Raw genomic sequence first — 12,461 nt, forward strand, 5'->3', positions numbered from 1 at the left:
CTTTCGCAGGGCGCTTTCCTTACTTGCCGTAATCGACTCAGCTCAGCTTCGGACCGGCTTCGACGATCGAATCTGCCACGTCGAACTTCTTGAAGTTCTCGACGAACTGGGCGATCAGTTCCTGGGCCTTGCCATCGTAGTAGTCCGGGCTTACCCATGTGTTGCGCGGGTTCAGCAGCTTGGTGTCCACGCCCGGAACATGTTTGGGCACGTCCAGGTTCAGGGTCGGCAGGTGTTCGGTTTCAACGTCGTCCAGGTCGCCATTCTGGATTGAGGCGATGATGGCACGGGTGGTCGGAATGCTGAATCGCTGGCCTTCACCGTAAGGGCCGCCGGTCCAGCCGGTGTTGACCAGGAAGACCTTGCTGCCAAACTCGTCCATCCGCTTCATCAGAAGTTCGGCGTAAACGCCGGCGGGACGGGGGAAGAAGGGCGCACCGAAGCAGGTTGAGAAGGTAGACTTCAGTTTCGAGGAGGAACCCATCTCGGTGGAGCCAACCAGAGCGGTATAGCCACTCAGGAAGTGGTAAGCGGCGCCTTCGCGGCTCAGGATGGACACGGGCGGCAGAACGCCGGTCATGTCGCAGGTCAGGAACACGATATGAGATGGCTCACCGGCGCGGTTCTCGATCACGCGCTTTTCAACGTGCTCAAGCGGGTAGGCGCAGCGGGAGTTTTCGGTGAGGGATACGTCGGTGTAATCCGGCTCACGGGTCTCGGGGTCGATGGTCACGTTCTCGACAATGGCACCGAAACGGATGGCGTCCCAGATGATCGGTTCATTTTTGCGAGACAGGTCGATGCACTTCGCATAGCAACCGCCTTCGACGTTGAATACGGTGCCCGGGCCCCAGCCGTGCTCGTCGTCACCGATGAGGAAGCGGTGCGGATCGGCGGAGAGGGTGGTCTTGCCGGTGCCGGACAGACCGAAGAACAGGCAGGTCTCGCCGTCTTCACCAACGTTGGCGGAGCAGTGCATCGGCAGCACGTCTTTTTCCGGCAGCAGGAAGTTCTGCACGGAGAACATGGCCTTTTTCATCTCGCCGGCGTAGTGCATGCCAGCCAGCAGAACCTTGCGCTTGGCAAAGTTGATCATCACGCAGCCGTCGCTGTTGGTGCCATCGCGCTCGGGATCGCACTCGAAGTTGGCGGCGTTCAGGATCTGCCATTCCTGCTTGTCGGCCTGGTTGTAGCTGTCCGGACGGATAAACAGGTTGCGGCCGAACAGATTCTGCCAGGCGGTCTCGGTCGTCATTTTGACCGGCAGGTAATGTTCCGGGTCGGAACCAACATGAACGTGAGACAGGAACTGGTCTTTCTCGGCGATGTAGGCTTCAACACGATCCCAGAGGGCGTCGAATTTTTCAGCGTCGAAGGGACGGTTGATCGGACCCCAGTGGATATCGTCCGAGGTGCTGGGCTCCTCGACAATATAACGGTCCTTGGGAGACCGGCCCGTGCGCTCACCGGTTTTTACGACCAGGGAACCGTTGGCTGCCAGCTGGCCTTCTTCACGCGCCAGTGCTACCTCAACCAGTCGTGCTGTACTCAGATCATTATAAGTGTTGCTCACTTCGACCTCGCCCTCGGGATGTCTTAGTGATTGCTCAGGCCGCCCCCCTAAAATTGACGGAAATCTGAGCAATCGGGTCAATTCAGGCGCGCTATTATGCCAGAGACGCCGGTAAAAAACGACTGCCCGGGAAGCCTTGCTATCAGCGGGTTCCCGGCTAATCGAACGTGTTTCTAGTGTAGCGTATGACCGGTGAAAAGATGATCAATATCATTTCTATCGAAGCGATAGTGAGCATGACAGAACTGGCAGTCCATTTCGATAGAGCCCTCTTCCTCCACGATGCTGTAACACTCCTCGCGGCCAATGGCTTCCAGGGCACCGAGGGTGCGCTCCCGGGAGCAGCTGCACTGGAAGGCGACCGGTTCGGCGTCAAACAGGCGTACGGTCTCCTCGTGGAACAGGCGGTGAAGCAGGGTTTCGCTGTCCAGCTCCAGTAATTCGGAGGCTTCCACGGTTCGGGCCAGGTGGTTGACCCGGTCCCAGAGGTCTTCATCCTCCTCTGTAGCGCCCGGCAGGCGCTGGAGCATCAGGCCGGCGGCGCCGTTTTCGTCGGCAAACAGGAACAGGCTGGTGGGAATCTGCTCCGAGCGATCAAAGTATTCCTCAAGGCAGCCGGAGAGTGTCTCCTGATCCCGGGGTACAACGCCCTGATAACGGTTGCCGCGGTTGGGCGTGATGGTAATAGCCATCCGACCCTCGCCGAGCAGATCGTGGAAGCTGTCTTCGCTGACCGCGTGCTCATCAAAGCGGGCCAGGCCGCGGATGTGTCTGTCGTGGCTGCACTCGGCCATCAATGTGCGCAGAGGCCCTTCCCCCTGGGCCTGTACCGACAATGTACCTTCAAACTTCAGGGTGCTGCTCATCAGGATGCTTGCCACCAGTGCTTCTCCGAGGAGTTCCCGGACCGTGTCCGGGTAGGGCGCCTGGCTGCCTATTTCCTGATAGCTGTCCGCTAGCTGCACCCAGGCTCCGCGCACCTGGCTGTGTTCAAAAATAAAGCGCTGGAACTGGTCGCGGGCTGCCATGTTGTATCTCCTGAATGCTGAATGCCGGTCGTTGCACGTTTGACCGAGGGCGGGGATGTGAAAAAGGGTTCAGAGGCCGTTCTGTTCGCGAAAGCGCTGAATGTCCCTGCGGTCTTTCTTTGAGGGCCTTCTGGCCGGAGGAAGCTGCGCTGCCTGCATGGTTTTACGCTGCCAGGCCATTTCCTCGCGTTTCTTAACGCTGTCTTCGGTTTCGTGGTATAGCTTCTGGGCTTCGGGTGCACCACGGCGCCGGTCGCTGATGTCATCAACAATAATGATTTTTTCCTGCCAGCCCAGGCGCAGCGTCAGCTTGGCGCCGGCTTCCACCAGCCTGCCGGGTTTGCATCTCTGGCTGTTGTAGTGGACCTTGCCACCCTCGATCGCTTCCTTGGCCAGGGAGCGGGTCTTGTAGAATCGGGCGGCCCAGAGCCATTTATCAAGTCTTACACGTTGGTCGTCAGCGGTTGATGCCGTCATGTCTCCTCACCTGATGGGCTAGTAGGCCAATTATAACCCTGTCATCGGCCGGATGGCAGGGGCGACCGCTGGCGAAGCGCGGGGAGAATTTCATCGAAGTGATGAATGCAGGGTATTTCCGGGTGCTGTTCCCGGGCTTCCTGCTGGCTGTCCGGCGCCAATACGGCCAGACATTGGGCAATGCCGGCTGCCAGCGCACTTTCCAGCACCGGAAAACTGTCGTCGACCATCAGGGTGCTGTCGGCCTGGTAAGGCGTTACCCGCTGGAGGTCCTGCCAGAACGAGGGATCTTCCTTGGGCTTGCCCAACTGGTGGCTGGATACAATGGCATCCACCCTTGTATCGAGGCCGGTTCGTTTCAGCTTCAGGGCCAAGGGGTCGGGGTGACAGTTGGTGACAATCACCGAGTGAAGCCCGGCTTGTCGGAGGGCATCGAGAAAATCCGTTACGTGGGGGCGATAACCGATCCGGTCGCCCACCTCTGCTTTCAGTCCCGTGATGTCGAGGGACAGCCGCTCGCTCCAGTAATCGGTGCAGTACCAGTTCAATGAGCCGCGCTCGGCCATGATCATCGGAATCAGGCGGTCTTTCGCTTCCTGGGGGTGGAGGTCGTAGTGCTCGGCGTACCTTGCCGGCAGATGCTCTAGCCAGAAGTGGTTATCGAAATGCAGATCCAGCAGTGTCCCGTCCATATCCAGGAACACCGTGTTAAGCGAGGACCAGTCAACCATAGAGAAAAACAGCCTGAAGAATTTGCTTCAGGCTGCCGGAGTTCGCTCGTCGGGGCAAGCCGTGATAGTACGGAGGCGTGCCCGATAGAGCCGGATCAGTTGCTGGTCTGGACCGTCTCGGGTTTCTTGCCGGTACGGGTGCAGCCCAGGCAGCGCACGAAGGTCGCCTTGGCCGGGCCCATTACCAGAACTTCCCCTGCTTCATCGGCGTTGCCGCCCAGCAGGGAGAAGGGCAGGGAGACCAGGTAGACAGCGCTGCCCACGATGGTGGTAGCCAGCAAGGCCGGGCGAACAAAAATCGCATCACCGGTCATTGCCAGTGCCGACGGGGTTTCGTCCACGGCCTGGGCGTGCCCGAGGGATGAGAATGCCAACAGGCAGGCCGCCACAGTGGCTACCAGGGTGCGGGAAATCTTGCGGGTCATCTTACTGTCTCCTGAGCTTTAGTGGCCCTGAAAGGGTACTGCTTTAAAGAAAAGCAAACCCGGATCGTATCAACCGGATACCATCCTATTGTAAACCGTGGGCGTTAATCCTCTGTTAACTATGAATCATATTTGCGCATTTTCAAACGATTTTTCGTTGCAGAATGTGCGATCTGGTCAGCGTTCAGCGCTGGCAACGGGGACAGTAAACCGTTGAGCGATTGTTCATCCGGATTTCCTTCAGAGGTGCCCCGCACTCCTTGCAGGGCTGGCCGCCCCGGCCATACACCAGCAGGGACTGGGCAAAATAGCCGGGCTTGCCATCGCTGTTCACGAAGTCCCGAAGGGTGGTTCCGCCCATCAGAATGGCGGCGCTGAGCGTTTCCCGGATGGCTTCGGCCAGCCTGTGATAGCGGTCGAGGCTGATTCTTCCGGCCTTGCGCCGGGGATGAATGCCCGATTTGAACAGCGCTTCATTGGCATAGATGTTACCGGCACCCACGACCACCTGATTGTCCATGATGAACGATTTCACCGGTGTGTTTTTGCCGCGGGAGAGCCGGAACAGGTGCGCGCCATTGAATTCCGGGGCCAGGGGTTCCGGGCCCAGGTGGGTGATCAGCGGGTGCTCTTCGGCGGAATCAGCCCAAAGCCAGCAGCCGAACCGGCGTGGGTCGTTGAATCGAAGGATGACGCCGGACTGTAATGCCACATCGATATGATCATGGGTCAGGGGAGGGGTATTGTCAGTAATGATGCGCAGGCTGCCGGACATGCCAAGGTGAACAATCACCGTGCCCTGGTCCATATTCAGGAACAAATACTTGGCCCGGCGGTCTACACTTTTAATCACCTGACCTTCCAGTTTCACGCCCAGATCGGCCGGAACAGGCCAGCGCAGACTGCCGTTGCGGACTGTCACTCGGGTAATTGTCTGGCCTTCGCAGTGGGGTGCAATACCCCGTCGCGTCGTTTCTACTTCGGGCAGTTCAGGCACGGGCGGGAATCTCCGGTGGAAAACGGCTAAGTGTAATCAGTAACAATTTTGCATCCAAATGCTGTTGTTGTGGCTTACAGCTGTACGCTAAAGTGTGAAGGTTGGCTTCGCGCCAAAGATATTGATTTTGAGGATTTGCTATGTGGTTTAATGGTCTTCTTGACCTGTCGGTGATGCAGCTCATTCTGGTCACCCTCGGAATGACACACGTCACGATTGTCAGTGTAACGCTCTACCTGCATCGCCATTCGGCGCATAACTCGCTGGACCTGCATCCGGCCCTGAAACACTTCTTCCGGTTCTGGCTCTGGTTAACCACTGCGCAGAACACCAAGGAATGGACCGCCATCCATCGTAAACACCACGCCAAGTGCGAAACCGAGGAAGATCCCCACAGTCCGGTAGTGTTGGGTATTCGCAAGGTCCTGTTCCAGGGAGCCGAACTCTATGCGGAATCGGCGACGCCCGAAACGCTCGAGCGCTATGGCCAGCGGACACCGGAAGACTGGGTGGAGCGCAATGTTTACAGCCGCTACCGGATGTTGGGCATCGCGTTGATGGCGGTAATCAATCTGGCCCTGTTTGGCGTTCACGGTATCTGGATCTGGGCGGTGCAGATGATGTGGATTCCGGTCTGGGCTGCCGGTGTGGTCAACGGTATCGGCCACTGGATGGGTTACCGGAACTACGAATGTGCTGATAACGCCCGCAATATTTCGCCTATTGGTTTTCTGATTGGCGGCGAAGAGTTGCACAACAATCACCACACCTATCCGAATTCCTCCAAGCTGTCCCGCCGCTGGTTCGAAGTGGATATCGGCTGGGGCTACATCCGCCTGTTCCAGTTGTTCGGGCTGGCCAAGCCCAAGGGTTATCGACCGATTGCCCACCATGTGCCAGGTAAACTGGAGGTGGATGTGGAAACGGTTCAGGCCATCGCCAACAACCGGTTTGATATCATGCGCCAGTATCGTAAACGTGTCATGGAGCCGGTCCTGCGCCAGCAGAAGTCGCTGATGGACGATGAGATCCGTCCCCGTTACCGGAAGCTCAAGCAACTGCTCTCCCGTGAGATCACGCTGATTCAGCCGAAGGAGAAGGAAACCCTCGAGTCTGTGCTGGAGCGCAATGCGGTGCTGCGCCAGATCTATGAGAAGAGCCACGAGCTGCAGGCGCTCTGGCGCCAGCGTGGGCTCAAACCCCAGGACAAGCTGAACGCGCTGATGGAGTGGTGCCGTGAGGCGGAAGCCAGCGGTATCCGCTATCTGGAAGAGTTCGCCGAGCACCTCCGGGCCTACTCGCTGCGCCCCTCGGCCTGATACGGGGTAGAGAATCGACGTAAACCTGCTTCGGCGGGGAATCCGGGGCCAGATGAAAGTGTTCATCTGGCCCTTTTTTATTCTGGCCCGGAAACAACCCGGAACAGGGAGTAGGTGACCTGTCCCGCACTTTTTTGCCGGTGCAGCTGCCAGGAAACGGGCACAGAAGGCGTTGGCAGCTCGCTCTCGTGTTCCACGTAAACCCAGCCGCCGGGTTTGATCCACGCCTGTTGTTCCAGCAACGGAAACAGCTTTTCGAGCCAGCCCTGGCGAAACGGCGGATCCATGAACACGATATCGAATGGCGGCCGGTTTCTCTGGGCCAGATAGCTTTCGACGTCCGAACACACCACTTCGCCGTTGTCGGATTTCAACAACCGGAGGTTGTCCCGCAGTGCTCTGGCCAAGGCTGGCGTGTGGTCCACGAGGGTGGCCTGCCCGGCACCGCGGGAAAGAGCCTCTAGCCCGAGGGCGCCGGAGCCGGCGAACAAATCGAGGCAGTCACTGCCGGCAAGGTGGAAGGCAAGCCAGTTGAACAGGGTTTCGCGGGTGCGCGCGGGGGTGGGTCGAACGCCACCGGCGTCCGGGAAGCGCAGTTTGCGGCTGCGCCAGTTGCCGCCAATGATTCGCAGCTCACCGGTGCCGCTGCCTTTGCCAGCCGGAGCCGCCTCGCGACCAGCTGGGGATCTCGTCTGGTGAGACCTGCTTGCGGATTGTCTGCGCGTCATAGCCGCCGCTCCACGGAAATATTCGGTTCAGGATATGTGCCTGCATCTTACCGGAAACGTTTACGGTCGCGATAATCGGAGCGACCCTCACTTCACCGGGACAGTCTGCTAGAATACCGGCTTTCTTTGTCCCGCCCATTCAGACTGATGGATTGATTTTTATGACGGCAGAGTGGATTTCAATCGGCCTCCTGGCCCTTCTTGTGCTCGTATTTGTCCTGGATATCGCCGGCAACCGTAGCCGGGCACCACGCCCCAAGCCGGTGCCGCAGCGCAAGCCCGAGGTTTCCAAAGGGCCGGCACCAGAGCCGGAAGAGGGCGAGATTGAAGCGCCTGCCGCCGCAGAGCCACAACCAGAGCCGGTGGCTGAGCCGGAACCGACCCCAGAGCCCGCGGAAGAACCGCAGAAAGCACCGGAACCGGAGCCTCAGGTCAGCGTTTTCGAGCGCATCAAAAAGGGGTTGGGCAAAACCCGGGCAAGCCTGACCGGTGGCTTGTCCGACATGTTCTCGCTTGGCAAGAAAATTGATGAGGAGCTGCTGGAGGAAATCGAGACGACGCTGCTGATGGCAGACGTTGGCGTAACCGCCACTTCTGAAATCATCGACTCACTCACCGACAAGCTTGAGCGCAATCAGCTCAAAGACGGCGAGGCCCTGCGTAAGGCTCTGAGGGATGAACTGCACGGTCTGCTGAAGGATGTCACCAAGCCACTGCAGATCGACTCCGGCAAGACGCCTTATGTGATTCTCATGGTGGGCGTAAATGGGGTGGGCAAGACCACCACCATCGGCAAGCTCACCAAGAAATTCCAGAACGAAGGAAAATCGGTCATGCTGGCCGCCGGCGATACCTTCCGTGCCGCTGCCGTTGAGCAGCTGCAGGTCTGGGGCGAGCGCAACAAGGTTCCGGTGGTGGCGCAACACACCGGTGCTGACAGTGCGTCGGTGATTTTCGATGCCATCCAGTCGGCCAAGTCCCGTGGTGTTGATGTTGTGATTGCCGATACTGCCGGCCGCCTGCAGAACAAGGACAACCTGATGCAGGAGCTGGAAAAGGTGGTCCGGGTTATGAAGAAGCTGGACGAATCCGCACCCCACGAGGTCATGCTGGTGCTGGATGCAGGCACCGGCCAGAACGCCCTGAGCCAGGCGCAGGTGTTCCAGCAGGCCGTCGGCGTCAGTGGCATTACGTTAACGAAACTGGACGGCACGGCCAAAGGCGGTATCGTGTTTGCCATCGCCCGTCAGTTGCAGTTGCCCATCCGGTTTATTGGTGTTGGTGAGCAGGTGGACGACCTGCGCAGTTTTGATGCCGAAACCTTTGTGGACGCCCTGTTTGACGAATAGCCCGGAATCCAGCCGCGCGGAAGCCGCCCATGATTGAGTTTCGCCAGGTCACCAAGCGTTACGACAGTGATCACACCGCTCTGCGACAGGTCAACTTTGGCCTGGAGCGTGGCGAACTGGCGTTCCTGACCGGTCATTCCGGCGCCGGCAAAAGTACCTTGCTGAAGCTGATCATGGTGATGGAGCGCCCCAGTGCCGGTGAAGTGGTGGTTGGGGGGCAGGTTCTCAACCGTTTGCCCCGACGCCAGATTCCCTACATTCGTCGCCACATTGGCGTGGTCTTCCAGAACCACCAACTGTTGTTTGACCGCACGGTGTTCGACAACGTCGCCATGCCACTGGAAGTCATGGGCGCCTCCCCCAGAGATACGGGTCGCCGCGTGCGCGCGGCCCTGGACAAGGTGGGTTTGCTGCAGAAGGAAAAAATGAACCCGATGCAGCTCTCTGGCGGGGAGCAGCAGCGCGTGGGTATTGCCCGGGCGGTGGTGAACAAACCCCCGGTGCTGCTGGCGGATGAGCCCACGGGTAACCTGGACCCGGCTCTGTCTGCGGACATCATGAATCTGTTCGGGCAGTTCAGCCAGGTGGGTGTGACCGTGTTGATCGCAACCCACGACATCGCCCTGATCAACGAGATGGGGCGTCGAACGCTGAAACTGGATCATGGCCGTCTGGTGGCCGGCGGCACGCCAGTTCTCGGGGGAGGTGTCCATGGCCGCTGATCCCCGCAAGAAAGCACAGCCTACCCGCGGCGCCAACCAGGCTCGCGCGCCCTGGCGTGAGCAGGCAGAAAGTTATTTCATCCATCACCGCAAGGTCGCCAGGGACAGTGCCAACCGCCTTTTGCATACACCGGTGGCGAGTCTGATGACGTGGACGGTCATGGGGGTTGCCCTGGCGCTGCCAGTGGCATTGCTGTTGCTGCTGACCAGTCTTCAGGGAGTCAGCGCAGGCTGGGAGAGCAGCGCCCGGGTGACGGCCTATATCCAGTTGGATGTGCCTCTCGAACGAGCCCGAGTGCTGGGTAACGAAATTTCCGGAGACGGCCGGGTGGCAGGTGTTGAGCTGGTGGATCGCGACCAGGCGCTTGCGGAGTTCCGCGCTTCATCGGGCCTGGAAGATGCTCTGGACTATCTCGAGGATAACCCGCTGCCACATACCCTGCTGATTACCCCGGAAGAGGGCGCCCGGTCCACTGAGGGTGTTGAGGGGTTGGTGCGGTTTATCGAGGGCATGGAAGGCATAGAGCGGGTTCAGGTAGACCTGGGCTGGTTGCAGAGGCTGAACGCCATGACGGATCTGCTTGCCCGTGCTGTCTGGGCGTTGGCGATCCTGCTTGCGGCGGCGGTTGTGCTGGTGATCGGCAATACCGTACGGCTTTCAATCGAGAGCCGTCGCGACGAGATCCTGGTTGCGAAGCTGGTGGGCGGAACAGACAGCTTTGTTCGCAGGCCCTTTCTGTACACCGGCGCCTGGTTCGGGCTCGGTGGTGGGATTGTTGCCCTGATATTACTGCAATTGTCACTTTGGTGGCTCAGCGGGCCCATAGAGCGGCTGGCAGGCCTGTACAGGAGCGACTTTTCCCTGGATGGGCTGCACATTGATGGCGCCCTGGCGTTGATAATTGTTTCGATGCTGCTAGGCTGGCTAGGCGCTTGGGTGGCCGTGAAGCGTCATCTGGATGACATGGAGCCGGGTGATATTGCCGGAGGAGCATGATCCGAATAACGGGAAAACCGTATTGAAGAGACAGCTTCTATTAGCGTAGGTTGATAAATAGTAAAGCCACGGTGAATTTTCCAGATAGTTGTTTTATAACGTTTTACTGGGAATTTCGGGAACTTTCAGGGTTCTTGGCGGTCTAAAGGGTAATTGATATATTTAGGGCCGTTGGGTTCGGAGGTTAGAGCATGGGTACGAGTTTACAACTGGTTGACAGACTGGTTCCGGGTCAGAATCTCGAGTCTTATATTCAGGCTGCGAGCCGCATCCCGGTACTCACAGTTGACGAAGAGCGGGAGCTGGCTGAACGGCTCCATTACGAGGGCGATGTGGAAGCCGCCCGTCAGCTGGTTATGTCCCACCTGCGCTTTGTGATTCACATTGCCCGGAGCTATTCCGGCTATGGCCTCGCTCAGGCGGATTTGATTCAGGAAGGCAACGTTGGCCTGATGAAGGCGGTCAAGCGCTTCAATCCGGAATACGGTGTGCGGCTGGTGTCTTTTGCGGTGCACTGGATCAAGGCAGAGATTCACGAGTTTATCCTGCGTAACTGGCGGATTGTTAAAGTGGCCACCACCAAGGCCCAGCGTAAGCTGTTCTTTAACCTTCGCAGCCAGAAGAAGAAGCTTGCGTGGCTCAGCCATGATGAGCTGAACGCTGTTGCCGAGGATCTGGGTGTCGAGCCCAGGGTTGTCCGCGAAATGGAAGGCCGGCTGGCGTCTCAGGATACCGCCTTTGACGGTCCTCAGGACGACGATGACGACAACGCCTATCAGGCGCCTGCGTACTACCTGGAAGACGCTCGCAGCAACCCGGCGACCCAGCTTGAGAACGCGGATTGGTCGGACGATTCCAATGGCCGGCTGATGCTGGCTCTGGGGCAACTGGATGAGCGCAGCCAGGATATTCTCCGGGAGCGCTGGTTGTCTGAAAGCAAGTCGACCCTGCACGAGCTGGCCGACAGGTACGGCGTCTCGGCCGAGCGTATCCGGCAGCTAGAGAAGAATGCGATGAAGAAGATTCGCATGCAGATGTCAGAGGTGGCCTGAGTTATTGGCTAGCCACTGAATACTTGAGTCGTAAAAAACGCCACCACCGGTTCCGGTTGGTGGCGTTTTTGTTTGTATAATCGGCCATCTAACTTTTGTGGAAGACGCCACCCAACCACGCCCCGAACCTTTGAGTAAGGCCAGCTAACCATGACCTCGACTAAACCCCATATTGCATTTCTCGGCATCGGCCTGATGGGTACGCCCATGACCCGTAACCTCCTGAACGCGGGTTTTCCAATGACTCTGTGGAACCGCACGCCCAGTAAGTGCGAGCCGTTTTCCTCCCAGGCAACCATTGCCGAATCGCCAGTGGAGGCCGTGGCCAATGCGGATGTGGTGATCACCATGCTGGAGAACAGCGATGTGGTGGAGCAGGTGCTGGTCGCTCAGGGCGTGATTGATGCCCTGAAACCGGCGGCGCTGGTTATTGATATGAGCTCCATCCAGCCTTCTGTAGCCCGTCGCCATGCTGAGTTGGCCGCAGAGAGGGGCGCGGGCTATGTGGACGCGCCTGTGTCCGGGGGTACGGTGGGTGCGGCGGAAGCTCGCCTGAGTATCATGGCGGGTGGTTCGGAAGCGGATGTCGATCGTGCCCGGCCAGTGTTTGAGGCGCTCGGCAAGTGCACGCGCATCGGGCCCGTAGGCTCGGGGCAATTGGCGAAGCTGGCCAATCAGGCTATTGTTGGGATCACCATTGGTGCCGTGTCCGAGGCGCTGTTGCTTGCGGCGAAAGGTGGTGCCGATCCTGCGGCCGTGCGGGAGGCATTGCTGGGTGGGTTTGCCGGGAGCCGGATTCTGGAGCTCCATGGCCAGCGGATGATCGACCGGGAATTTGCACCTGGCGCGCCGGCGCGGATCCAGCTCAAGGACATGCGGATGATTCTGGATGAGGCTCGCGCGGAAGGGCTGACTCTGCCCCTGGCTCAGCAGACCCATAACGAATACCTGTCACTGGTGGCCAATGGCCACAGTGATGTCGACCACAGTGGCCTGTTGCTGGAGCTGGAGCATCTGAACGGTGCCCTGCTTGGCTCCCTTGGCCGCGGCCCGAAGGAGTAAA

The 12,461-nt window shown here is 58.9% G+C and carries 13 protein-coding genes; 6 read left to right on the forward strand and 7 right to left on the reverse strand.

Going from position 1 to position 12,461, the window contains the following annotated elements:
- Positions 1-37: 37 nt before the first annotated feature.
- The 6 genes from CFB02_RS15650 to mutM all read right to left on the reverse strand — a co-directional run bounded on the left by CFB02_RS15650 (position 38) and on the right by mutM (position 5,231).
- Complete coding sequence (locus tag CFB02_RS15650) at positions 38-1,573, reverse strand: phosphoenolpyruvate carboxykinase (protein WP_088558735.1); 1,536 nt, start codon at positions 1,571-1,573, stop codon at positions 38-40.
- 173 nt (positions 1,574-1,746) lie between these two features.
- Positions 1,747-2,601 (reverse strand): Hsp33 family molecular chaperone HslO, encoded by an 855-nt coding sequence (hslO, locus tag CFB02_RS15655; protein WP_088558736.1) that lies wholly within the window; start codon positions 2,599-2,601, stop codon positions 1,747-1,749.
- A gap of 69 nt (positions 2,602-2,670) precedes the next feature.
- On the reverse strand, positions 2,671-3,078 hold the full coding sequence (gene hslR / locus CFB02_RS15660; RefSeq protein WP_008175667.1) for a ribosome-associated heat shock protein Hsp15: 408 nt from the start codon (positions 3,076-3,078) through the stop codon (positions 2,671-2,673).
- A 41-nt stretch (positions 3,079-3,119) separates the two neighbouring features.
- Complete coding sequence (yrfG, locus tag CFB02_RS15665) at positions 3,120-3,809, reverse strand: GMP/IMP nucleotidase (protein WP_088558737.1); 690 nt, start codon at positions 3,807-3,809, stop codon at positions 3,120-3,122.
- 95 nt (positions 3,810-3,904) lie between these two features.
- Positions 3,905-4,234: a hypothetical protein gene (locus CFB02_RS15670; RefSeq protein WP_008175672.1), complete on the reverse strand. Its 330-nt coding sequence runs from the start codon at positions 4,232-4,234 to the stop codon at positions 3,905-3,907.
- A gap of 184 nt (positions 4,235-4,418) precedes the next feature.
- Positions 4,419-5,231: a bifunctional DNA-formamidopyrimidine glycosylase/DNA-(apurinic or apyrimidinic site) lyase gene (gene mutM, locus CFB02_RS15675; RefSeq protein ID WP_088558738.1), complete on the reverse strand. Its 813-nt coding sequence runs from the start codon at positions 5,229-5,231 to the stop codon at positions 4,419-4,421.
- 140 nt (positions 5,232-5,371) lie between these two features.
- On the opposite strand from mutM, the gene CFB02_RS15680 reads away from it, so the two are divergent.
- The gene (locus CFB02_RS15680) at positions 5,372-6,550 is read left to right on the forward strand and encodes a fatty acid desaturase (protein ID WP_088558739.1); all 1,179 of its coding nucleotides are present in this window, start codon (positions 5,372-5,374) and stop codon (positions 6,548-6,550) included.
- A 77-nt stretch (positions 6,551-6,627) separates the two neighbouring features.
- On the opposite strand, the gene rsmD is transcribed toward CFB02_RS15680, so the two are convergent.
- A complete protein-coding gene (gene rsmD, locus CFB02_RS15685) occupies positions 6,628-7,278 on the reverse strand; it encodes a 16S rRNA (guanine(966)-N(2))-methyltransferase RsmD (protein ID WP_088558740.1) in 651 nt (216 codons plus the stop codon).
- 161 nt (positions 7,279-7,439) lie between these two features.
- On the opposite strand from rsmD, the gene ftsY reads away from it, so the two are divergent.
- From ftsY to CFB02_RS15710, 5 genes are all read left to right on the forward strand, one after another.
- A complete protein-coding gene (gene ftsY / locus CFB02_RS15690) occupies positions 7,440-8,627 on the forward strand; it encodes a signal recognition particle-docking protein FtsY (RefSeq protein WP_088558741.1) in 1,188 nt (395 codons plus the stop codon).
- 29 nt (positions 8,628-8,656) lie between these two features.
- The gene (gene ftsE, locus CFB02_RS15695; protein WP_008175683.1) at positions 8,657-9,349 is read left to right on the forward strand and encodes a cell division ATP-binding protein FtsE; all 693 of its coding nucleotides are present in this window, start codon (positions 8,657-8,659) and stop codon (positions 9,347-9,349) included.
- Entirely contained in the window at positions 9,339-10,346 is a 1,008-nt protein-coding gene (gene ftsX / locus CFB02_RS15700; RefSeq protein ID WP_014578657.1) for a permease-like cell division protein FtsX, read from the forward strand. The genes ftsE and ftsX overlap by 11 nt, the downstream gene beginning before the upstream one ends.
- Positions 10,347-10,537: 191 nt before the next feature.
- The gene (gene rpoH / locus CFB02_RS15705) at positions 10,538-11,398 is read left to right on the forward strand and encodes an RNA polymerase sigma factor RpoH (protein ID WP_088558742.1); all 861 of its coding nucleotides are present in this window, start codon (positions 10,538-10,540) and stop codon (positions 11,396-11,398) included.
- A gap of 150 nt (positions 11,399-11,548) precedes the next feature.
- Entirely contained in the window at positions 11,549-12,460 is a 912-nt protein-coding gene (locus CFB02_RS15710; RefSeq protein ID WP_088558743.1) for an NAD(P)-dependent oxidoreductase, read from the forward strand.
- The last annotated feature ends 1 nt before the right edge of the window (position 12,461 follow it).

Origin of the sequence: Marinobacter sp. es.042 (genome assembly GCF_900188315.1) — a bacterium.
Taxonomy (GTDB): domain Bacteria; phylum Pseudomonadota; class Gammaproteobacteria; order Pseudomonadales; family Oleiphilaceae; genus Marinobacter.